The 20,760-nt window shown below is 60.5% G+C and carries 20 protein-coding genes; 11 read left to right on the forward strand and 9 right to left on the reverse strand.

The genetic code is table 11. The annotated features are described in order from the left end of the window. Positions 1 to 212: 212 nt before the first annotated feature. The 3 genes from HK44_RS23925 to HK44_RS23935 form a co-directional block, all read right to left on the reverse strand. The gene (locus HK44_RS23925; RefSeq protein WP_019694146.1) at positions 213 to 554 is read right to left on the reverse strand and encodes a carboxymuconolactone decarboxylase family protein; all 342 of its coding nucleotides are present in this window, start codon (positions 552 to 554) and stop codon (positions 213 to 215) included. Positions 555 to 712: 158 nt separating this feature from the next. Continuing rightward, complete coding sequence (locus HK44_RS23930) at positions 713 to 3,124, reverse strand: penicillin acylase family protein (RefSeq protein WP_019694145.1); 2,412 nt, start codon at positions 3,122 to 3,124, stop codon at positions 713 to 715. A 103-nt stretch (positions 3,125 to 3,227) separates the two neighbouring features. Then, positions 3,228 to 3,812, reverse strand: a complete 585-nt coding sequence (locus tag HK44_RS23935) for a DUF6436 domain-containing protein (protein WP_019694144.1) — start codon at positions 3,810 to 3,812, stop codon at positions 3,228 to 3,230. A gap of 109 nt (positions 3,813 to 3,921) precedes the next feature. On the opposite strand from HK44_RS23935, the gene HK44_RS23940 reads away from it, so the two are divergent. Further along, positions 3,922 to 4,875 (forward strand): alpha/beta hydrolase, encoded by a 954-nt coding sequence (locus HK44_RS23940; protein WP_019694143.1) that lies wholly within the window; start codon positions 3,922 to 3,924, stop codon positions 4,873 to 4,875. Between the two features lie 39 nt (positions 4,876 to 4,914). Here the strand turns inward: HK44_RS23940 and HK44_RS23945 are convergent, their stop codons facing one another. Further along, complete coding sequence (locus tag HK44_RS23945) at positions 4,915 to 5,667, reverse strand: DUF2059 domain-containing protein (protein ID WP_019694142.1); 753 nt, start codon at positions 5,665 to 5,667, stop codon at positions 4,915 to 4,917. 132 nt (positions 5,668 to 5,799) lie between these two features. Here HK44_RS23945 and HK44_RS23950 point away from each other — a divergent pair, with 132 nt between their 5' ends. Both HK44_RS23950 and HK44_RS23955 read left to right on the forward strand, forming a co-directional pair. Continuing rightward, the gene (locus HK44_RS23950) at positions 5,800 to 6,432 is read left to right on the forward strand and encodes a 2OG-Fe(II) oxygenase (RefSeq protein WP_019694141.1); all 633 of its coding nucleotides are present in this window, start codon (positions 5,800 to 5,802) and stop codon (positions 6,430 to 6,432) included. 2 nt (positions 6,433 to 6,434) lie between these two features. Continuing rightward, positions 6,435 to 6,920 (forward strand): DUF523 domain-containing protein, encoded by a 486-nt coding sequence (locus HK44_RS23955; protein ID WP_019694140.1) that lies wholly within the window; start codon positions 6,435 to 6,437, stop codon positions 6,918 to 6,920. 164 nt (positions 6,921 to 7,084) lie between these two features. Here HK44_RS23955 and HK44_RS23960 read toward each other — a convergent pair whose 3' ends face one another. Continuing rightward, the gene (locus HK44_RS23960; protein WP_019694139.1) at positions 7,085 to 7,858 is read right to left on the reverse strand and encodes a transporter substrate-binding domain-containing protein; all 774 of its coding nucleotides are present in this window, start codon (positions 7,856 to 7,858) and stop codon (positions 7,085 to 7,087) included. A 132-nt stretch (positions 7,859 to 7,990) separates the two neighbouring features. Here HK44_RS23960 and HK44_RS23965 point away from each other — a divergent pair, with 132 nt between their 5' ends. Further along, entirely contained in the window at positions 7,991 to 8,428 is a 438-nt protein-coding gene (locus tag HK44_RS23965; protein ID WP_019694138.1) for a DUF4399 domain-containing protein, read from the forward strand. 61 nt (positions 8,429 to 8,489) lie between these two features. On the opposite strand, the gene serA is transcribed toward HK44_RS23965, so the two are convergent. Beyond that, positions 8,490 to 9,719: a phosphoglycerate dehydrogenase gene (serA, locus tag HK44_RS23970; RefSeq protein ID WP_019694137.1), complete on the reverse strand. Its 1,230-nt coding sequence runs from the start codon at positions 9,717 to 9,719 to the stop codon at positions 8,490 to 8,492. 204 nt (positions 9,720 to 9,923) lie between these two features. On the opposite strand from serA, the gene HK44_RS23975 reads away from it, so the two are divergent. The 3 genes from HK44_RS23975 to HK44_RS23985 are packed head-to-tail and all read left to right on the forward strand — an operon-like array spanning position 9,924 to position 12,922. Next, the gene (locus tag HK44_RS23975) at positions 9,924 to 11,318 is read left to right on the forward strand and encodes an FAD-binding oxidoreductase (RefSeq protein ID WP_024265150.1); all 1,395 of its coding nucleotides are present in this window, start codon (positions 9,924 to 9,926) and stop codon (positions 11,316 to 11,318) included. Between the two features lie 40 nt (positions 11,319 to 11,358). Next, complete coding sequence (locus tag HK44_RS23980; RefSeq protein WP_019694135.1) at positions 11,359 to 12,024, forward strand: fumarylacetoacetate hydrolase family protein; 666 nt, start codon at positions 11,359 to 11,361, stop codon at positions 12,022 to 12,024. Then, positions 12,014 to 12,922 (forward strand): SdiA-regulated domain-containing protein, encoded by a 909-nt coding sequence (locus HK44_RS23985; RefSeq protein ID WP_019694134.1) that lies wholly within the window; start codon positions 12,014 to 12,016, stop codon positions 12,920 to 12,922. Before HK44_RS23980 ends, HK44_RS23985 begins: the two co-directional genes overlap by 11 nt. A 67-nt stretch (positions 12,923 to 12,989) precedes the next feature. On the opposite strand, the gene rpiA is transcribed toward HK44_RS23985, so the two are convergent. Then, positions 12,990 to 13,661 carry a ribose-5-phosphate isomerase RpiA gene (rpiA, locus tag HK44_RS23990; RefSeq protein WP_019694133.1) on the reverse strand — a complete coding sequence of 224 codons (672 nt, stop codon included), beginning with the start codon at positions 13,659 to 13,661 and terminating at the stop codon, positions 12,990 to 12,992. A 340-nt stretch (positions 13,662 to 14,001) separates the two neighbouring features. On the opposite strand from rpiA, the gene ilvA reads away from it, so the two are divergent. Further along, entirely contained in the window at positions 14,002 to 15,516 is a 1,515-nt protein-coding gene (ilvA, locus tag HK44_RS23995) for a threonine ammonia-lyase, biosynthetic (RefSeq protein ID WP_019694132.1), read from the forward strand. 39 nt (positions 15,517 to 15,555) lie between these two features. Continuing rightward, entirely contained in the window at positions 15,556 to 15,981 is a 426-nt protein-coding gene (locus HK44_RS24000; protein WP_019694131.1) for a DUF2269 family protein, read from the forward strand. Positions 15,982 to 16,149: 168 nt separating this feature from the next. Here the strand turns inward: HK44_RS24000 and HK44_RS24005 are convergent, their stop codons facing one another. After that, positions 16,150 to 16,806, reverse strand: a complete 657-nt coding sequence (locus HK44_RS24005) for an HAD family hydrolase (RefSeq protein ID WP_019694130.1) — start codon at positions 16,804 to 16,806, stop codon at positions 16,150 to 16,152. Positions 16,807 to 16,950: 144 nt separating this feature from the next. Here HK44_RS24005 and HK44_RS24010 point away from each other — a divergent pair, with 144 nt between their 5' ends. Together HK44_RS24010 and ptsP are read left to right on the forward strand one after the other, a co-directional pair. Continuing rightward, positions 16,951 to 17,430: an RNA pyrophosphohydrolase gene (locus HK44_RS24010; RefSeq protein WP_008064982.1), complete on the forward strand. Its 480-nt coding sequence runs from the start codon at positions 16,951 to 16,953 to the stop codon at positions 17,428 to 17,430. Positions 17,431 to 17,452: 22 nt separating this feature from the next. Beyond that, positions 17,453 to 19,732 carry a phosphoenolpyruvate--protein phosphotransferase gene (gene ptsP / locus HK44_RS24015; RefSeq protein WP_019694129.1) on the forward strand — a complete coding sequence of 760 codons (2,280 nt, stop codon included), beginning with the start codon at positions 17,453 to 17,455 and terminating at the stop codon, positions 19,730 to 19,732. Between the two features lie 166 nt (positions 19,733 to 19,898). On the opposite strand, the gene HK44_RS24020 is transcribed toward ptsP, so the two are convergent. After that, entirely contained in the window at positions 19,899 to 20,645 is a 747-nt protein-coding gene (locus HK44_RS24020; RefSeq protein WP_019694128.1) for an NRDE family protein, read from the reverse strand. Between the last annotated feature and the right edge of the window lie 115 nt (positions 20,646 to 20,760).

Genomic DNA, 20,760 nt, shown 5'->3' on the forward strand with positions numbered 1-20,760 from the left:
AAAAAAACCTCGCTCCCTGCAAAGAGAGCGAGGTTTTTTTATCTGTAGGGTTGGCGAATGGCAACGCTTTTGTGGCGAGGGAGCTTGCTCCCGCTGGGCCGCGAGCGGCCCCAAAACCTGCAACCGTGCTGTATCAGGTGTACCGCACTCATCGGTTTTGGGAGTGCTGCGCACTCCAGCGGGAGCAAGCTCCCTCGCCACAGGGGGTGATGTCAGCCTTTCAGCATGTCATGTGCTTCAAGCGCTCGCAGTGAGTAGATGTACGCCGCGCCGGCGTTCAACGAGATTGCAGTGGCCAGGGTAGCGGCGATTTCTTCGCGGGTGGCACCGGCCTTGATTGCCGCATCAGTGTGTACGCCGATACAGCCATCGCAACGAGTGGTGATCGCGACGGCAATGGAAATCAGCTCGCGGGTCTTGGCGTCGAGCACCTCGTTTTCAGCGGCAGCTTCATCCAGCGCCATGTAGGCCTTGACCATTTTCGGGTTGCTCTTGCCCAGTGCGCCGAAAGCTTTCTGGATGGTGGGCAGCAGTTCGGACCAGTTATTGAACATTGCATTCACTCCTGAGCAGGTTGGGATGTACGGTGTGCGACACGTACAGTTTTGACCACTCGGGCGCTTTGCGCTTGCTCATTCAAGGTCTTCAAAGATCGCAGCCTGCGGCAGCTCCTGCACGGACACTCCTCGTAGGAGCCTGCGATCTTTTACTGTTATTGCGCCACTCGCGCCGGCAACAGCTTCAAGGTGCTGCGGGTATTGGCCGTGACCTCTTCCTCGTTGAAATGCGCCTCCTGGTAGACGCCTTCGATATAGGCTTCGGCCTGGTCATCGTAGTGTGAATCGAACGGCACGCCGCTTTGGCCGACCGGGTTGATGGTCAGGCCGTGCGCCGGGTCGGCGAAGTCAATGATCCGGCGAGTCGATGGGCCGTAAGTCACAGGCCATGGCGCCGGGCCGATTTTTGCCGAGAGGTTGTTCGGCACTTCGTGGCTGCCGGGGGCCTCGAACGGGCCGACGTTGAAGATTCGATCCAGCGGCTTTTGCATGCCCAGCGGATGGCCATGGGTCAGCGGGTGGGCATCGCCCCATAGCCATTGCGCCGGGTCAGGGCCGAGGGTGGTTTTCAGGTGGGCGATACTGGCCTGCCACGCAGCTTTGACGACGTCGGCGCGGGTTTCCTTGCCAAGCGTGTTGCGGTTGTCCCACCACGGCGAATCCGCGGAGGCGGCCAGCCGGGGCAATGCGGCATCGATCACGCGGGTCGAGAGCAGGGTCTCGAAAAAGCTGTCGCCGAGTTCGTCGTGCAGTGCGCCATCGGCGAGGTTGAACAGGAACTGGTTGAACAGTGTGGCGCTGGTGGAGTTCACCGGGTAATCGCCTTTCCACTTGGCCAGTTGCTCCACCAGTTTGAGCTCTTGCGGGTCGCTGACCACTTCACGCAGTACCGGCAACAGCGGCGCCAGCAAGCGAGGACCGTAGTCAGTGGTGGTGCCCAGTTGCAGTTTTTGGCTGGCGTCGACGTTCCACTTCACGCTCTTGTCGCTGAGCTGGCGGTTGAGCTGCTGGCCGCGATCCGGCAGGTTGTAGTAGCCGGGGATCTCCATGCCTGTCGGCGAAACCGGCTGGAAATTGGCCGAGACGATGTAGCCGCGCGCCGGGTTTTCTTCCTGCGGGTTGGCGCTGAACGGGTAGAAACCTTCCTTGTCCGCCTGATTGGTGCTGCCGTCGAGTATGAACCACGGTTTGACTCCGGCCGGACGTTTGGGCAGTTGTGCCGCTGCCCACCAGCCGATATCACCCTTGGCATTGGCCCAGACGATGTTCAGCCCCGGCGCATGAACCTTGGCTGCCGCCGCGCGGGCCTTGGCCAGGGTGTCGGCACGATTGAGCTGATAGAAGCCTTCGAGGATCGGGTTCTGGGTTTCCAGGAACGCCCACCACATGGCGATTGGCGTCTTGCCGGCGCTGGCACCGAGCACATCGTTGATGATCGGGCCATGGGGCGATTGACGCAGCATCAACGTGACCGCCGCCTGGCCCTTCACGGCAATCTGCTGCTCGGTGTTGACCATGTCGACCCACTTGCCGTGATACCAGACCTGGTTGGCATTGTCCGGGTTGATCTTCTCGGCAATCAGGTCGAGGTCGTCGTTCTGGAACATGGTCAGGCTCCAGCCGAAGTCCAGGTTGTGGCCGAGGAAGGCAAAAGGCACGAGGGCCTGATGGTGCCCGTAGAGCTCGAAACCCGGCGCCGAGAGTTGCGCTTCGTACCACACCGATGGCGTCGAAAAACGAATGTGCGGATCACCGGCCAGCAGCGGTTTACCGCTTTGGGTACGGGGGCCGGAAATCACCCAGGCGTTACTGCCCTCGAACTGTGGCAGGCCGTTATCGGCCAACGCTTGTTTACTCAGGCGCGCAATGGCGTTGAGATCTTTCCAGTCAGCGGCGGAGAGCACTGGGGCTTTGCTGGACTGACGTTTGGCCAGCACGCCTTTGGGCTGCCAATCGAGGTCGAAGATGTTCAGGTAATCGCTGCCCAGTTGATCGCGCACATAGGTCAGCAACGGTTCGGTGCGAAACGCTGCGGCAAAGCTGTAGGCCATGTAGCCGGCGACACTGACGCTGTCTTCAGCGGTAAACGCGCGCTTGTGGATGCCCAGTACGTCAAACTCCATGGGCGCAGCGTGGGTGTCCTGATACTGGTTGATCCCGTCCAGATAGGCTTGCAGCGCCTTCCACGCCGCAGACTGGCGGTCGAGTGCGGCCACGTAGCTTTCGGCGCGTTCGCGGATACGCAGGCTGCGGAACAGTTTGTCGGTGTCGATCAGTTTGGGCCCGAGGATTTCGGCCAGCTCGCCACGGGCCAGGCGGCGCATGGCTTCCATTTGGAACAGCCGGTCCTGGGCGTGCACATAACCCAAGGCACGATAGAGGTCGGTTTCGTTCTCGGCGCGAATATGCGGCACACCGCGTTCGTCGTAGCGCACCGTCACCGAGCCTTGCAGGCGTTGCAGCTCGACCTGGCCCTGACGCATCGGCTGCTTGCTGTACACGTACCAGCCAGCACCTGCCGCGAGGACGACGAGTAGCAGGGCCAGTAGGGTCAGGACGCGTTTCATGGTGACTCCTTGTGCTTTCGAAATAGCCGCCGTCTAAGGCTGCAAACATTTAGCACAGACCCTCTGTGCCGAGCATTACCTTCCTTGAAAAGTCCGAAATGCCTTAGTGAGTTTCATCCGTCTTCGCCCATGGACAGTAGCAGCCCACCGCGAGGGTATGCGTGGCGCTCACCGGGCGGTCTTCGCTCAGCGCTTGCAGGATCGGTTCGATAAAGCTGTTGCTGGAGTTGCAGGTCAGGCCTTCACTGTAGGGCCCGAAATACGCCAGTTTGCCGCTGCGGTCCCATATCGCGACCGCCGGGCTGGCGGGGATTTGCTCGGAGCCTGGGAGGGTGTCGAGGGTTTTCAGGCGGCTCAAGGTGCTGGGTAACTGACCGTGACTGCCGGGCTTTTGAACGGCATAGAACTCAACGCCTTGCGGCACAAAGTGTTCAAGCAGTTCGGCCAGGTGCTGTTGATTGCCGACGTTGCACGGGCAGGCCGGGTCCCAGAAATGCACGACCCGAATTGCACCGGGGCCTGCCAGATTGGCGGGAAGGTTCAGTGGATCGCCGGAAAATAGCGCCGTGTGTGAGCTGAACGTCCGCAGGTAGCGTCCCTGAAACCAGTCATAGGCGGCCCACAGCACGCCGGCACACACAAGGGCGAGCAGACTGGCAAGCAGTGTCGTGCGGTAGTGCGGGCGCATGCGGAACCATCCTCGAAGGTCGCGTAGCTTGCCATGCTTGCCGCGACAGATGAATATCGCAGGCGCATAAAGTCTGTTTTGCGCTCAGCGCGTTGCCTGGACACCCGTGATGCCTGCCACCTTCAACCCCGATCATCTGCGTGCCAGCCTGCGGCCCTTGGCCGAGGCGCAGCCGTTGTCGGAGGAAGCGCAGGCTTATCAGCATTTTTACGGGCTGGATTTCCCGCAGCGCAGTGTGCCGGTCAAACGCGGACTCGGCAGTTTCAAGGTTGGCGGCTATCAGTTGGTCAGCCAGGTCTGGTGGCCGCAGCGGGCGGTGGCGACGATGTTCCTGTTCCACGGTTTCTACGATCATATGGGTCTTTATCGGCATGTGATCGATTGGGCGCTGGATCAGGGGTTCGTGGTGATTGCCTGTGATTTGCCGGGGCATGGGTTGTCGAGCGGCGAGCGCGCGAGCATCGAGGATTTCGCCGAGTATCAAGCGGCGCTGCAAGGGTTGTTCGCTGAGGCGCGGTCGCTGGACCTGCCGCAACCGTGGCACCTATGCGGGCAGAGTACGGGCGGCGCGATTGTCATCGACCATGTGCTGAATGCTGGTGCGGACAGCCCCGCGCAAGGGCAGGTGGTGCTGCTTGCGCCGCTGGTCAGGCCGCGCTCCTGGAGCTGGTCGCACTTCAGCTATTACCTGATGAAGCCTTTCGTCAAAGGCATCGCCCGGCGTTTCAGCGAGAACTCCAACGACCCGGCGTTCTTGTCGTTCCTGCAAGCCGATCCGCTACAACCGCTGCGTTTGCCGACCGTGTGGGTCGGGGCGCTGGCGCGGTGGATCAAGCGTATTGAAGCGGCTCCGCGCAGCAGTCGTCGGCCACTGATTGTCCAGGGGCAGGCGGACATGACGGTGGATTGGGAATACAACCTTGAAGTGCTGGGGGGCAAGTTCGATCGGCCGCAGGTGTTGAAACTGCCCGAGGCTCGCCATCATCTGGCAAATGAAACCCCGGCGTTGCGCCAGGAGTATTTCGGGTTTTTGACCAAGCGGATCAAAGGCCGGAATCTCTAGGGGCTGTTCCGACGATGGCGATCTTCCAGGCGCTGAAGCTTACTGGCTGAGGCTCGACGTGCTTTGTCCCACCGCCAACCCCGCCCGAATCGCTGCCAATGCCGCCCGGTAATACGCCTTGCCTTCAGAGGACTCGGCAAAGGTGGCGAACTCTTCCAGTTCGTCATCCGATAAGTCGCGATAGACATACAGCAACGTGTTGTTCAGGTCGGAGCCGATCTGATCCATCAAGCGCTGACGCTGGCCGTCCAGCATGCCTTGGGCCTGACCGCCGCCGAGCAGGCCGGGGATCATCTGGCTCAGGCTGTCGGCCGCTACGCCGGCAATCGCCAGGCTGACTTCGGCACCGGCTTCGCGCGCCGGCAGTGCCTGGGCCAAATGGCCAATGATCAACTGACGGGTGTCGCTGGCTTCGATTTTCGGCAGGCCTTTGGCGTTTTTCGCCAACTGGTCGCGGCGGGTCGCCAGCAGCTCGGCAGCGATGATCTTGCGCCCCAGTGGCGACTGGAAAAACGCCAGTGCAGGTTTCGGGTCTGCAAGGTTCTTGCGCAGTTGCGCTTCGGCCCGCCGGTCCATGGCCTGCGGGGCAAAGCGCTGATTGCTGTTACTGACCAAAGCCTGAAACACCGCGGGTGGCAGGCTGCTTTGGTAGCGTTGCTGGGCGGCAGTGAGGGCATCGTTAAAATGCGCGCGTTGGTCTGGCCAACCGGCGACCTTGTACAACTGGTCGTGGCCGTCTGCCCAGGCGGGCAAAGTGCAGAGTATCAACAGTGAAAAAAGCAAACGGCGCATAAGGACTCCTGTCAGCAGGCGACTATTCTCCGGGGCCGGACACAGGTTGTCGAGAATTCGTATCAGGTTCGTCAGCTTATCCGACGATCCTCCGCTACACGGCTCTGTCGGATTTTCTGGCGCAGGAATACTATGCGCGCCATGCAAATACCCTCTGATCACCCGCTGCTGTTACGTATCGTCGACGACCTGGCTACCCATGGCTGGTCGCAGCAGAATATTTTCCTGCCCCAGGCTCTGACCCGGGAACTGGCGGCTGAGTGCCGTAAACGTGCAGCCGAAGGTGAGCTGGCGCCAGCGGCAGTGGGGCGCGGGCCTTTCTCGGAGATTCGCGAAGGCATTCGTGGCGACCATATTCAGTGGCTTGAGCCTGGGCAAGACGAGGCCTGTGACAGCTATCTGGGGCTGATGGACAGCCTGCGCGAGGCGATGAACCGTGGGTTGTTTCTCGGTCTTGAGGATTTCGAGAGCCATTTCGCGCTGTACCCGTCGGGTGCGTTCTACCGCAAGCACGTCGACCGCTTTCGCGACGACGACCGACGCATGGTGTCGGCGGTCATCTACCTCAATGACGGCTGGCTGCCGGAGCATGGCGGCCAGTTGCGGATGTACCTGGAGGAGGGCAGAGAGCACGATGTGGTGCCCACTGGCGGTTGTCTGGTGGTGTTCCTGTCGGGCGAAGTGCCTCATGAAGTCCTGCCCGCGACCCGCGAGCGCCTGTCATTGACGGGCTGGTTTCGCCGGCGCGGCAACGAGCCATTCTGATCATGCGGAAAATTCTGGTGAGTCGTTGTCTGCTGGGCCACCGCGTGCGTTACGACGGCGGGGCCAGCGGGCCGTTCAATCAGCTGGAACAGTGGATCGCCGAAGGTCGGGTGATCCCTTTGTGCCCGGAAGTCGCCGGCGGTTTGCCAACGCCACGGGCCGCGGCCGAGATCCCGGGTGGGCAAGGCGTTCAGGTGCTCGATGGTACTGCGCGGGTGGTGACGACCGAGGGCGAGGACGTCAGCGCCGAGTTTCTCTCGGGCGCCCATCAGGCGCTGGAATTGGTCCGAAAACACGCAATCCGCATCGCCGTGCTCAAGGCCAACAGCCCATCCTGCGGCAATCGGCTGACCTATGACGGGACCTTCAGCGGGGTCAAAGTCAGCGGCGAGGGCGTCACCGCAGCCTTGCTGATCCGCAATGGGGTGCAAGTGTTCAGCGAGCTGGAGTTGGCCGAGGCTGCGCTCGCGTTGGCGGCACTGGATTAACGCCAGACACAAAACCTGTGGCGAGGGAGCTTGCTCCCGCTGGGGTGCGAAGCACCCCTAAATCCCGAAACTGAGTACTTCCCGATAAACCACGCTGACTGATTTACGACTGCTTCGCAGCCGAGCGTGAGCAAGCTCCCTCGCCACAATGACCTGTGTCGCCGTTACGGTTTTGGCGGTTGGCTCGCGTCCATGCCGAACCATTTCTGTGACAGCGTCATCAATCGGCCGTCCGTCTTGATCCGTTGCAGGGCCCGGTCGAGGCTGGCCTGAAATGCCGGGTTGCCCTTCTGAAACGGAATCGCCAGGCTCAGGGTCGGGCCAGCCTCGGCACCTTCTTTTACCGGTAGACGACTGTCGCGGATGGCGTAGGGGACCGGTAAGCGATCGCTGATGGCTGCGTCGATCTGTTTGTCCGCCACATCCTTTGGCGGCTGCTGCGCGTCGGGATAGCTGCGCAGGTCAATGCCTTCAACACCGCGCGCCTGTTCGACGAACGGGCTGCCTTGCGCCACACCCAGGGCCTGGCCCTTGAGCGCCAGCAAAGTGCCGAGCGGGCGTTGTTCTTCCTGGCGCACGATCAATTGTGCGCTTGAATAACTGTAAGGTTCGCTGAAGTCGAAACGATCCTTGAGCTCCGAAGTCAGTGCTATGTGGTTGATGGCGACGTCGTACTTGCCGCTTTCGACCCCCGGCAACAGATCGGTCGAGTCGGTGACAACGAAGTCGGCGCGCACATCCAGCTCGTCGGCCAGCAGTTGGCCCAGTTCGACTTCGAAGCCGCTGAGCTTGCCGTCTTCCTTGAAATTGAAGGGTGGAGTGTTGGCTTCAAGCGCAATGCGCAACTCGCCACGGTCGTTTACATCGTCGATCAGTTCAGCGTGAGCAAAAGGGCTCGCAAGGGGCAGCAACAGTATCAGGCCAGGCAGAAAGCGCATGGTCACTCCTTGAATTCATTATGTGCGACGCGCTGTTTCGGTGCGCTTTGCTATGGTGTTGAGGTGCTTCGACAACGAATTGCCACGAAGTTGTCACAACCGTAAAGATTAAGTTCAATACTGGAGAAAAGAATGAAAACCTTTATGTCACGTGCAGTTCTCGCCGGTCTGATGCTCAGCGCTTCGATGCTGGCGAGCGCCGCGGACGTCCCACGCACCAAGGCTCCTGAGGGTGCGAAGGTGTATATCGTCTCTCCGGCGGACGGTGCAACCGTGGATAAAACCTTCAAGGTCCGATTCGCTGTTGAAAAAATTGCCCTGGCGCCGGCCGGCGATCAGACCCCGCACACCGGTCACCACCACCTGCTGATCGACGTCGACAAGTTGCCGGCCGAGAACATGCCGATCCCGGCGGATGCCAAACACCTGCATTTCGGCAAGGCCCAGACCGAAACCGATGTGACCCTGACGCCGGGCAAGCACACCTTGCAACTGGAGCTGGGCGACAAGAACCACGTGCCGTTCGATCCGCCGATTGTCTCGAAAAAAATCACCGTGACTGTAAAGTAAGTTTTTTCCAGGCATGAAAAAGGGAGACCCGAGGGTCTCCCTTTTCATTGACACTGGAGCGTTAGAACAACACGCGGCAACGAATGGTGCCGTTGATGTGTTGCAGCTTCTCTTGCGCCAGGTCCGAGTATTCGGCGTCGACGTCGATCACGACGTAGCCGACCTTCTCGTTGGTTTGCAGGAACTGGCCGGAAATGTTGATACCGTTTTCGGCGAAGACCTTGTTGATCTCGCTGAGTACACCCGGAATGTTTTCGTGGATGTGCAGCAGGCGGTGCTTGCCAGGGTGAGCCGGCAGGGCCACTTCCGGAAAGTTCACGGACGATACCGACGTACCGTTATCGCTGTACTTGACCAGTTTCTCTGCCACTTCCAGACCGATGTTGGCCTGTGCTTCGGCAGTGGAACCACCGATGTGCGGGGTCAGGATCACGTTGTCCAGGCCACGCAGCGGGCTTTCGAACTCTTCGTCGTTGGAGCGTGGCTCCACCGGGAATACGTCGATGGCCGCGCCGATCAGGTGCTTGTCCTTGATCGCGTCCGCCAGGGCGTCCAGCTCGACCACGGTGCCGCGAGCGGCGTTGATCAGGATGCCGCCTTTTTTGATGGCGCGGATTTCCTTCTCGCCGATCATCCACTGGGTAGCAGCCGTTTCCGGAACGTGCAGGGTCACGATGTCGGACATGCCCAGCAGCTCGTGCAGGTTGCCGACCTGAGTGGCGTTACCCAGTGGCAGCTTGGTGATGGTGTCGTAGAAGTACACCTGCATGCCCAGGCCTTCAGCCAGGACAGACAATTGAGTACCGATCGAACCGTAACCAACGATACCCAGCTTCTTGCCGCGGATTTCGAAGGAGTTGGCCGCGCTTTTGATCCAGCCGCCACGGTGGCAGGAAGCGTTCTTCTCAGGGATGCCGCGCAGCAACAGGATCGCTTCCGCCAGCACCAGTTCAGCCACCGAACGGGTGTTGGAGTACGGAGCGTTGAAGACAGCGATGCCGCGTTCGCGAGCAGCGTTGAGGTCGACCTGGTTGGTGCCGATGCAGAAACAGCCTACAGCCACCAGTTTCTTCGCATGATCGAAGATTTCTTCGGTCAGTTGAGTGCGCGAGCGTATGCCGATGAAGTGCGCATCAGCGATCTTTTCCTTCAGCTGGGCTTCCGGCAGAGAACCTGTCAGGTACTCGATGCTGGTGTAGCCCGCCGCCTTGAGGACGTCGACAGCCGATTGGTGGACGCCTTCGAGAAGAAGGAACTTGATCTTGCTCTTATCGAGAGAAGTCTTGCTCATCTGCGTAAACCTGTGTCCCGGAGAAAAATGGCAGGGAATCGGACAGCGTGAGCTGACCCGGACGGCAGGAACGCCGTCGCCGCAGAACAGCCTTTGGGCACTATCCTGCGGGGGCGGTATGCTAGCATATGCACCCCGCAAACACTCATTCCTGCGACGTGAAGCGTACTCAGGATGACCATGAATTGTTCGAGAGTTCTGTCGATGACCAATCCCGCCCTGATTGAAGAGCTGAAGACCCTGGTTGAGCCTGGCAAGGTGCTGACCGATGCCGACTCCCTGAATGCTTACGGTAAGGATTGGACCAAGCATTTCGCCCCGGCCCCGACGGCCATCGTGTTCCCCAAGACCACCGGGCAGGTCCAGGCCATCGTCCGTTGGGCGAATGAGCACCAGATTGCGCTGGTGCCGTCGGGCGGACGCACCGGGCTGTCCGCTGCTGCCGTGGCGGCCAATGGCGAAGTGGTGGTTTCCTTCGACTATATGAACCAGATCCTCGACGTGAACCTGACCGACCGTACTGCGGTCTGCCAGCCAGGCGTGGTCACTGAACAACTGCAAAACCGCGCCGAAGAGCACGGTTTGTACTACCCGGTGGACTTCGCTTCCGCAGGTTCCAGCCAGATTGGCGGTAATATCGGCACCAATGCCGGCGGGATCAAGGTGATTCGCTATGGCATGACCCGTAACTGGGTCGCCGGCATGAAAGTCGTGACCGGCAAGGGCGACCTGCTGGAACTGAACCGCGACCTGATCAAGAACGCTACCGGTTATGACCTCCGTCAGCTGTTCATCGGCGCCGAAGGCACCCTGGGTTTTGTGGTCGAAGCGACCATGCGCCTTGATCGCGCCCCGAAAAACCTCACCGCGATGGTCCTCGGCACCGCCGATTTCGACTCGATCATGCCGGTGCTCCACGCGTTCCAGAGCAAGCTCGACCTGACTGCATTCGAATTCTTCTCCGACAAGGCGCTGGCCAAAGTCCTCGCGCGCGGCGACGTGCCGGCACCGTTCGAATCCGATTGCCCGTTCTACGCGCTGCTGGAATTCGAAGCGACCACCGAGGAAGTGGCCAACCATGCGCTGGAAACCTTCGAACACTGCGTCGAAGAAGGCTGGGTGCTCGATGGCGTGATGAGCCAGAGTGAATCGCAACTTCAAAACCTCTGGAAACTGCGCGAATACATCTCCGAGACCATTTCCCACTGGACGCCGTACAAGAACGACATTTCGGTCACTGTGTCGAAAGTCCCGGCATTCCTGAAGGAAATCGACGCGATCGTCGGCGAACACTACCCCGATTTCGAAATTGTCTGGTTCGGCCACATCGGCGACGGCAACCTGCACTTGAACATCCTCAAGCCAGAGAACCTCAGCAAGGACGAGTTCTTCGCCAAGTGTGCGACCGTCAACAAGTGGGTGTTCGAAACCGTCGAGAAGTACAACGGCTCGATCTCCGCCGAGCACGGCGTGGGCATGACCAAGCGTGATTACTTGACCTACAGCCGTTCCCCGGTTGAGATCGAGTACATGAAAGCGGTCAAGGCGGTGTTCGACCCGAACGGCATCATGAACCCGGGCAAGATCTTCGCTGTTTGAAGCCGCTGTCCCTGATGAATCAATAAGGCAGGAGTCGGTAATGAGCTATCAGCACCAGTATGTCGACGGTACACGTATTCATTTCCCGGTCGGGAAAGTGGTGTGTATCGGGCGTAACTACGCCGAACACGCCAAGGAACTGGATAACCCGGTGCCAACCGAGCCGCTGCTGTTCATCAAGCCGGGCAGTTGCGTGGTCGCGCTGGAAGGTGGTTTTGCGATTCCGACCGAGCGTGGCTCGGTCCACTACGAGGCGGAAATTGCCGTGTTGATCGGCAAACCTTTGTCGACCAAGCCAAGCCGCGAAGAAGTGCTGGACGCGATCTCCGGGTTTGCGCCGGGGCTGGACCTGACCTTGCGCGACAAGCAGGCCGAGCTGAAATCCAAAGGCCTGCCATGGGAAATCGCCAAGTCGTTCGACGGCGCCTGCGTGCTGGCGCCGTTCGTGGTCAGCAGCACCTTCGCGGACCTGACCGACATCGGTATCCGCCTGACCATCAACGGTGAAGTTCGCCAGGACGGCAACAGCAGCTTGATGCTCAACCCGATCGTGCCAATGATCCAGTACATGGCAGGCTGCTTCTCGCTGCAAGCCGGTGACGTGATCATGACCGGCACTCCGGCGGGTGTCGGTCCGTTGAACGTTGGCGATGAACTGGTGCTGGAATTGCCGGGCGCCGGCAGCTTCAAGAGCAGTGTTCGTTAAACCGCATAGCCGAGTCCTGGTTGTGCTCTTCGCTACAGTCGTGGCGGTGGGCGCGGCCGGGCAACATTATCGTTTGTTCGAGCGTGGCTGGTTCAACCTGCAAGCCTGGTTGCACCCGGCCGACGGCCAGTCCATGGCGCTCGACGATTACCAGGTGGTTGTCGAGGCGAAGGTCATTGACGGGCTGAGCGCGGACGTTTCGGCGCTGACCTTCGATCCGGTGCGCCACAGCCTGTTCACCGTGACCAATAAAAACCCCGAGCTGATCGAACTGTCCCTCGAGGGGCGAATCCTGCGCCGCGTGACGCTGATCGGGTTTGGCGACCCGCAAGCGGTGGAGTTCATCAGTGCTGATACCTATGTGATCGCCGATGAATATCAGCAGCGCCTGATCAAGATTCATCTGAAGGATCAAACGACGTTTCTGGACGCCGCGGAGGCCGAGCAACTGGCCCTTGGCGTGCACATGAGCAGCAATAAGGGCGTTGAAGGCCTGGCCTATGATTCGGTGGGCAAGCGACTGTTCGTCGCCAGGGAACGCGACCCGATGCTGATCTACGAAGTGCAGGGCTTCCCGCATTACAACCCGGAGAAGTCCTATGCGGTGCACGTGGTCAACAACCCCAAGCGCGATGCCGGGCTGTTCGTGCGCGACCTGTCGAGCCTGCAATACGACAAGTGCAGCGGCCATTTGCTGGCGCTGTCGGATGAGTCGCATCTGGTGCTGGAACTGGATATCGACGGTCGGCCGTTGAGCACGATGTCGCTGAGCAAGGGGCGTCAGGGCTTGCAGAAGACGGTGCCGCAAGCGGAAGGGATCGCCATGGACGACAGCGGCACGATGTACCTGGTCAGCGAACCCAACCTGTTTTATGTCTTCAAGAAACCACAGCCCTGACAAGCGCCGTCATACCGCCATACCAATGTGGGAGCAAGCTTTGCTCCTACAGGGGAGGGTGTTGGGGTTAAGCGGTGAGGGTTTTCACGCCTTCACTGGTGCCCAGTAGCAGCACATCTGCCGGACGGGCAGCGAACAGGCCGTTGGTGACCACGCCGACGATGGCGTTGATCTGAGTCTCGAGCTCGACCGGGTTGGTGATCTGCATGTTGAAGACGTCGAGGATGATGTTGCCGTTGTCGGTCAACACGCCTTCGCGGTAAACCGGATCGCCGCCCAGTTTCACCAGCTCGCGGGCCACGTGGCTGCGGGCCATCGGGATCACTTCGACCGGCAGTGGGAAAGTGCCCAGGACCGGTACCAGTTTGCTGGCGTCGGCGATGCAGATGAAGGTCTTGGCCACGGCAGCAACGATTTTTTCGCGGGTCAGGGCTGCGCCACCGCCCTTGATCAGGTTCAGGTGCTCGTCGCTTTCATCGGCGCCATCGACGTAGAACTCCAGATCGCTGACGGTGTTGAGCTCGTACACCGGAATCCCGTGGGCCTTGAGGCGCGCGGCGGTGGCTTCGGAGCTGGCAACTGCGCCGTCGAACGCGCCCTTGTGCAAGGCCAGTGCGTCGATGAAGCAGTTGGCGGTGGAGCCGGTGCCGACCCCGACGATGCTCTTGTCGTCGAGTTTTGGAAGGATGAAATCGACGGCGGCTTGAGCCACTGCCTGTTTGAGTTGATCCTGGGTCATGCGGGCTCCGAAAGCGGGCAAGGGGAACTGAAGGCCAGCATTATAGGCTGCGGGGCAGGGAAGGTCATTGTCCGATTGGCCAATGAGTATGTATGGCATGCCGGGGAGGCTTCTGTGGCGAGGGAGCTTGCTCCCGCTCGGCTGCGCAGCAGTCGTAGAATCTGAGTCCCGATTTCTTCAGGTTCAACTACTCAACCTTGTTGCGACCGCTTCGCGCTCGAGCGGGAGCAAGCTCCCTCGCCACAAAAGCGCTGTAAAACCTCTGGATTCGTGTGGTCGCCCGGGCAAAAGCCGGGTTAGACTCCTTGGCCCTGCCCAACCCGCTCAGTGATGCTTTCCGATGCTCGAACAGTACGTCAAAAAGATCCTCACCTCGCGCGTTTATGACGTTGCCGTAGAAACCCCATTGCAAACTGCTCGCCAGCTCTCCGAGCGGCTGGGCAACAAGATCTGGCTCAAGCGCGAAGACTTGCAGCCGGTGTTCTCGTTCAAGATTCGCGGGGCTTACAACAAGCTGACCCAATTGAGCGATGAGGAGCGCGCCCGTGGCGTAGTCACCGCCTCGGCGGGTAACCATGCGCAGGGCCTGGCACTCGCAGCCAAGGTGTTGGGCGTGAAAGCGACCATCGTCATGCCCAAGACCACCCCAGAGATCAAGGTCGAAGGCGTGCGTTCGCGCGGCGGCAAAGTGGTGCTGCACGGGGATTCTTTCCCCGAAGCCCTGGCCTATTCGCTGAAACTGGTCGACGAAAAGGGCTACGTCTACATCCACCCTTACGATGATCCGCACACCATTGCCGGGCAGGGCACCGTGGCGATGGAGATTTTGCGCCAGCACCCCGGCCCGCTTAATGCGATTTTCGTCCCGGTGGGCGGTGGCGGCCTGATCGCCGGGATCGCCGCGTACGTGAAGTACCTGCGGCCGGAGATCAAGATCATCGGCGTCGAGCCGGACGACTCCAACTGCCTGCAAGCGGCCATGGCGGCCGGTGAGCGCGTGGTACTGCCGACTGTGGGGCTCTTTGCCGATGGCGTGGCAGTGGCGCAGATCGGCCAGCACACCTTCGACATCTGCAAGGATTATGTCGATGAAGTGATCACCGTCAGTACTGACGAGATCTGTGCGGCGATCAAGGATATCTACGACGATACCCGCTCGATCACCGAGCCTGCTGGCGCCTTGGGTGTGGCCGGGATCAAGAAGTACGTCGAGTTGCGCGGTGTAACCGGGCAGACCCTGGTGGCCATCGACTCCGGTGCCAACGTCAACTTCGACCGCCTGCGTCACGTCGCCGAGCGCGCCGAGCTGGGTGAAGGCCGTGAAGCGATCATCGCCGTGACCATCCCGGAGAAACCGGGCAGCTTCAAGGCGTTCTGCGAAGCCATCGGCAAACGCCAGATCACCGAATTCAACTACCGCTACAACACCGGCAGCGAAGCGCACATCTTTGTTGGCGTGCAGACGCACCCGGAAAACGATCCACGCAGTGCGCTGCTCGCCAGTCTGACCGAGCAGGGCTTCCCGGTGCTCGACTTGACCGACAACGAGCTGGCCAAGTTGCATATTCGCCACATGGTTGGCGGTCGCGCGGCGCATGTCGTCGATGAAGTGGTGTTGCGCTTTGAATTCCCGGAGCGTCCGGGCGCGTTGTTCAACTTCCTCAACAAGCTCGGCGGGCGCTGGAACATCTCGATGTTCCACTACCGCAACCACGGCGCGGCCGATGGTCGGGTGGTCGCCGGTCTGCAAGTACCGCACGAAGAGCGCCATCTGGTGCCGGCGGCGCTGGCAGAAATCGGTTACCCGTATTGGGATGAGAGCGACAACCCGGCGTATAAGCTGTTCCTCGGCTGAGCGTCTACGCTGATGGCCAGTCCATAAGGAAAACGAACAATGGAAACGTTAACCGCCCTGAAAGTAGCGCATGTCCTGGCAACGGTGTTGTTGCTGGTCGGTGCGCTGGGCCTGGCGATCTGGGTCTGGCGCACGCGCCGTAACGGTGACGCGACGGCGCACGCGCGCACCTTGCAGCGTCCATGGGTGTTTGTCTGGTTGGTGATGGGCCTGGCGTTGCTGAGCATGCCGTTCACCGGATGGTGGATGGTGCACCTGGTGGGCTGGCCGCTGGGGCAGATGTGGATTCTGGCTTCCAGCGTGACCTACACAGTCGGTGCGCTGGCGATGTTCTGGCTGCTGGTGCGGCTTAACAAGCTGCGCACTGCACCGGGTGGCAATGGCAAGTTTACGTTTGCCTTGGCGTTGTTCAGCTTCGTCTGCTTTATCGCGATTGCCGGGTTGATGGGCGCTAAGCCGGTTTGACCTGATCCATGCGATCAACTGTGGCGAGGGAGCTTGCTCCCGCTGGAGCGCGAAGCGCTCCTGAATTCTGCTAAGACGTTTAGTCAGGCGGAGCGCGTCGGCCGGATTTGCGGCCGCTGCGCGACCGAGCGGGAGCAAGCTCCCTCGCCACAGATAAAGTCGCTGACTTCAGTCGCGCAACGACATTATCGGCCAGCCACGTTTCTGTGCCTCGGCCCGCAAGTTCGGGTCCGGGTCCACGGCGACCGGGTTTGCCACTTCCTCCAGAAGCGCCAGGTCATTCATCGAATCGCTATAGAAATAGCTGTCTTCGAGTGACATGCCGGTTTCTTCCAGCCAACGATTCAAGCGCGTCACCTTGCCTTCACGGAAGCACGGTACGTCGGTGCTGCGTCCGGTGTAGCGGCCGTCGATCATTTCGCATTCGGTGGCAATCAGGGTTTCGACGCCCAGACGCTGGGCAATCGGCCCTGTGACGAAGCGGTTGGTGGCGGTGATGATCACCAGTTTATCGCCGGCAGCGCGATGGCTGGCGAGCAACTCGAGTCCCTTGGACAGCACGAGCGGTTCGATGCAGTCGCGCATGTAGTCGCGGTGCCATTCGTCCAGCAGGGTCATCTCGGTACGGCCGAGGATTTCCAGGCAAAAGTTCAGGTATGCGGCCTGGTCCAGCTGGCCGGCCAGGTAATCCTGGTAGAACTCGTCGTTGCGTGCTTTATAGGCAACGGCATCGAGAAATCCCCTCTCGCACAGGTAATCGCCCCATGCGTGATCGCTGTCGCCGCCCAAAAGTGTGTTGTCCAAGTCGAATAAAGCCAGACGCATTTGCAGTTACTCGCTGAAAAGTCTGTAAAAAGGCCTCCAGAATACGGTCTTTTCACAAGAGTGCACATAACGTAGGAAGCTTCGTTGCCGCCTTCACAACCTTTGTGGAACAATGCGACGACATGCGTTTGCGAGGTTGTTGCCGTGATCGACCCCGATGGTTTCCGCCCCAATGTCGGGATCATTCTCACGAATGATGCCGGCCAGGTGCTATGGGCTCGCCGTATCAATCAAGATGCCTGGCAGTTTCCTCAAGGTGGTATCAACCCTCAGGAGACGCCGGAAGACGCCTTGTACCGCGAGTTGAACGAAGAAGTGGGTCTGGAGCGTGAAGATGTTGAAATTCTCGCCTGCACCCGGGGCTGGTTGCGCTATCGTTTGCCGCAACGCCTGGTCAGAACGCACAGCCAACCGCTGTGCATTGGCCAGAAACAGAAGTGGTTTCTCCTGCGCCTGGTCTCCAACGAGCAGCGGGTGCGGATGGATTTGACCGGTAAACCGGAGTTCGATGGCTGGCGCTGGGTCAGTTATTGGTATCCGTTGGGCCAGGTGGTGACATTCAAGCGCGAGGTTTATCGCCGCGCTCTCAAAGAGCTTGCCCCGCGCCTTTTAGCGCGCGACTGACGACGGAGTTCGACCCCGAGCCATGCTCAATACGCTGCGCAAGATCGTCCAGGAAGTTAACTCCGCCAAGGATCTCAAGGCGGCGTTGGGGATTATTGTGTTGCGCGTCAAAGAGGCCATGGGCAGCCAGGTCTGCTCGGTCTACCTGCTCGACCCCGAAACCAACCGCTTCGTGCTGATGGCCACCGAGGGCTTGAACAAGCGCTCGATCGGCAAGGTCAGCATGGCGCCCAACGAAGGTCTGGTTGGCCTGGTCGGCACGCGTGAAGAACCCCTCAACCTCGAAAACGCCGCGGATCACCCGCGCTATCGCTACTTTGCCGAAACCGGTGAAGAGCGTTATGCGTCGTTCCTCGGAGCCCCGATCATTCACCACCGGCGCGTTGTCGGCGTGTTGGTCATCCAGCAAAAAGAACGTCGCCAGTTCGACGAAGGTGAAGAAGCCTTCCTGGTGACCATGAGCGCCCAGCTCGCGGGCGTTATCGCCCACGCCGAGGCCACCGGTTCGATCCGTGGTCTGGGGCGTCAGGGCAAGGGTATTCAGGAAGCAAAGTTTGTCGGCGTACCTGGTTCGCCCGGTGCGGCGGTCGGTACCGCGGTGGTCATGTTGCCGCCGGCCGATCTGGACGTGGTGCCTGACAAGGCCATCGCTGACATCGACGCAGAACTGGGGCTGTTCAAGACCGCCATCGAAGGCGTGCGCGCCGATATGCGCGCGCTGTCCGCCAAGCTCGCCACGCAATTGCGGCCGGAAGAGCGGGCGCTGTTCGATGTCTACCTGATGATGCTTGACGACGCTTCGCTGGGCAGCGAGGTGACCACCGTGATCAAGACCGGTCAGTGGGCCCAGGGCGCACTGCGCCAGGTGGTCACCGATCACGTCAACCGTTTCGAATTGATGGACGACGCCTACCTGCGTGAGCGCGCCTCGGACGTCAAAGACCTTGGCCGACGCCTGCTGGCTTACCTGCAGGAAGAGCGTCAGCAGACGCTGGTCTATCCCGACAACACCATCCTGATCAGCGAAGAACTGACGCCGGCGATGCTCGGCGAGGTGCCGGAAGGCAAGCTGGTGGGTCTGGTGTCGGTACTCGGTTCCGGCAACTCCCACGTGGCGATCCTGGCGCGAGCCATGGGGATCCCGACGGTGATGGGTCTGGTCGATCTGCCGTATTCCAAGGTCGACGGCATTCAGATGATCGTCGACGGCTATCACGGCGAGGTCTACACCAACCCGAGTGACGTGCTGCGCAAGCAGTTCGCCGACGTGGTCGAAGAAGAGAAGCAACTGGCGCTGGGGCTGGATGCGCTGCGCGACTTGCCGTGCGTGACGATCGACGGTCACCGCATGCCGCTGTGGGTCAACACCGGCCTGCTGGCGGATGTGGCACGGGCGCAGAAGCGCGGTGCGGAAGGCGTGGGTCTGTACCGCACCGAAGTGCCGTTCATGATCAATCAGCGCTTTCCGAGCGAAAAGGAGCAGCTGGCGATTTATCGCGAGCAGCTCGCCGCCTTCCACCCGCAACCGGTGACCATGCGCAGCCTGGACATCGGCGGCGACAAGTCACTGTCGTACTTCCCGATCAAGGAAGACAACCCGTTCCTTGGCTGGCGCGGGATTCGCGTGACCCTCGACCACCCGGAAATCTTCCTGGTGCAGACCCGCGCGATGCTCAAGGCCAGCGAAGGCCTGAACAACCTGCGGATTCTGTTGCCGATGATCTCCGGCACTCATGAAGTGGAAGAAGCACAGCACCTGATTCACCGGGCCTGGGGTGAAGTTCGCGATGAAGGCTGCGACGTGCCGATGCCGCCGGTTGGCGTGATGATCGAGGTTCCGGCAGCGGTGTACCAGACCAGGGAACTGGCGCGGCAAGTGGACTTCCTGTCGGTCGGCTCCAACGACCTGACCCAATACCTGCTGGCCGTCGACCGTAACAACCCGCGGGTGGCCGACCTTTATGACTACCTGCACCCGGCGGTGCTGCAAGCGCTGCAAAACGTGGTGCGCGATGCCCATGCCGAAGGCAAACCCGTGAGTATCTGCGGCGAGATGGCCGGTGATCCGGCGGCGGCGGTGCTGTTGATGGCGATGGGTTTCGACAGCTTGTCGATGAACGCCACCAACTTGCCGAAAGTGAAGTGGATGCTGCGCCAGATCAACCTGAGCTGGGCCAGGGATCTGCTCGCCGAGCTGATGACCATCGACAACCCGCAGGTGATCCACAGCTCGCTGCAACTGGCGCTGAAGAACCTCGGGTTGGCGCGGATGATCAATCCGGCGGCGATCAAGCCTCTCTGAGCCTGTGACAGTGGGCTTTTGTGGCGAGGGAGCTTGCTCCCGCTGGAGTGCGAAGCGCTCCTGAATCGGTCAGCGTGTTCTATCAGTCTGTGCGCGATGACTGTTTAACGACTGCTTCGCAGCCGAGCGGGAGCAAGCTCCCTCGCCACAGAGTATCGCGCCAGGGCTAAAGCCTGATCTCAACTTCCCCAAGATGCCCGCCATACGGTCCGAAACTCCTTTCGACCATCAGCCGCGTCCCGTCGGCCCGCACAATCAGCGCGGTACTCGCCCGCGTGCCATACGTGGGGCTGGCAATAAACACGCTCGACAACAAGCTCTCGGTCGCCAGCCCAACCCCGGTATCCGGCAAGTCGGCGAATGGCGCCGTTTGCGGGTCGCCTAAAAGGGCCAGCAAGGCCTGTGGCTGTGGGTCGGTCAGCACTTCACTCAACGCTGCCTTGGCCTTGAGCACTTTCGGCCACGGCGTATCAAGCCCGGCATTCGACACTCCATAGATGCCTGATTGCAGCTTGACGGGCCCAGGCTCCCGCGCGTTGTAATGCCACAGCTCATGACGATTGCCGATCAGCAGATTAAACCCGGCATATTCCGGTGATCTGTCGACAACGTCGGCCAAGTACTGATCAATCGGCAAGTCGCCGGTGAGAAACCGCGCCACCAGCTCGCCTCGTGATTTGCGCGCTGGCGGCTGGTGCGGGTCGCGGATATTGGTCAATGCGGCAAAGCGCCCGTCGGCACCAATGCCCAGCCAGGTGCCACCTGCTTCCAGGTCGCGCCCGGCGTACACCAGCGGCGTTTCGGGCCATTGCGCCAGCGGCAGGCTGGGGCGTGCATAAAACTCGTCGCGGTTGGCCGCAACGATCAGCGGCGTTGCGTGACCCGGCCGCCAGGCGAAAACGATCAAGCACATGGGGTTATCCCTCTTGGCTTTTTTGCCCACTGTACGCATAGAGCTGTCGGGTATCCATCGCCATCCAGTGGAGCTTGAGGCCCTGCATCCGTTACCATGCCGCACTTATTTCGGG

The sequence above is a fragment of the Pseudomonas fluorescens HK44 genome (assembly GCF_000217955.3).
Lineage (GTDB): Bacteria > Pseudomonadota > Gammaproteobacteria > Pseudomonadales > Pseudomonadaceae > Aquipseudomonas > Aquipseudomonas fluorescens_AQ.

What these genes read in the sequence shown, in the direction of transcription:
- HK44_RS24005 (WP_019694130.1), bottom strand. Translation starts at nt 16,806, where the DNA reads ATGCGTCTGGCTTTATTCGACTTGGACAACACACTTTTGGGCGGCGAC.
- HK44_RS23950 (WP_019694141.1), top strand. Translation starts at nt 5,800, where the DNA reads ATGCGCGCCATGCAAATACCCTCTGATCACCCGCTGCTGTTACGTATC.
- HK44_RS23935 (WP_019694144.1), bottom strand. Translation starts at nt 3,812, where the DNA reads ATGCGCCCGCACTACCGCACGACACTGCTTGCCAGTCTGCTCGCCCTT.
- HK44_RS23955 (WP_019694140.1), top strand. Translation starts at nt 6,435, where the DNA reads ATGCGGAAAATTCTGGTGAGTCGTTGTCTGCTGGGCCACCGCGTGCGT.
- HK44_RS23975 (WP_024265150.1), top strand. Translation starts at nt 9,924, where the DNA reads ATGACCAATCCCGCCCTGATTGAAGAGCTGAAGACCCTGGTTGAGCCT.
- HK44_RS23945 (WP_019694142.1), bottom strand. Translation starts at nt 5,667, where the DNA reads ATGCGCCGTTTGCTTTTTTCACTGTTGATACTCTGCACTTTGCCCGCC.
- HK44_RS23925 (WP_019694146.1), bottom strand. Translation starts at nt 554, where the DNA reads ATGTTCAATAACTGGTCCGAACTGCTGCCCACCATCCAGAAAGCTTTC.
- ptsP (WP_019694129.1), top strand. Translation starts at nt 17,453, where the DNA reads ATGCTCAATACGCTGCGCAAGATCGTCCAGGAAGTTAACTCCGCCAAG.
- HK44_RS23980 (WP_019694135.1), top strand. Translation starts at nt 11,359, where the DNA reads ATGAGCTATCAGCACCAGTATGTCGACGGTACACGTATTCATTTCCCG.
- serA (WP_019694137.1), bottom strand. Translation starts at nt 9,719, where the DNA reads ATGAGCAAGACTTCTCTCGATAAGAGCAAGATCAAGTTCCTTCTTCTC.
- HK44_RS23930 (WP_019694145.1), bottom strand. Translation starts at nt 3,124, where the DNA reads ATGAAACGCGTCCTGACCCTACTGGCCCTGCTACTCGTCGTCCTCGCG.
- ilvA (WP_019694132.1), top strand. Translation starts at nt 14,002, where the DNA reads ATGCTCGAACAGTACGTCAAAAAGATCCTCACCTCGCGCGTTTATGAC.
- HK44_RS23940 (WP_019694143.1), top strand. Translation starts at nt 3,922, where the DNA reads ATGCCTGCCACCTTCAACCCCGATCATCTGCGTGCCAGCCTGCGGCCC.
- HK44_RS24000 (WP_019694131.1), top strand. Translation starts at nt 15,556, where the DNA reads ATGGAAACGTTAACCGCCCTGAAAGTAGCGCATGTCCTGGCAACGGTG.
- HK44_RS23960 (WP_019694139.1), bottom strand. Translation starts at nt 7,858, where the DNA reads ATGCGCTTTCTGCCTGGCCTGATACTGTTGCTGCCCCTTGCGAGCCCT.
- HK44_RS23965 (WP_019694138.1), top strand. Translation starts at nt 7,991, where the DNA reads ATGAAAACCTTTATGTCACGTGCAGTTCTCGCCGGTCTGATGCTCAGC.
- rpiA (WP_019694133.1), bottom strand. Translation starts at nt 13,661, where the DNA reads ATGACCCAGGATCAACTCAAACAGGCAGTGGCTCAAGCCGCCGTCGAT.
- HK44_RS24020 (WP_019694128.1), bottom strand. Translation starts at nt 20,645, where the DNA reads ATGTGCTTGATCGTTTTCGCCTGGCGGCCGGGTCACGCAACGCCGCTG.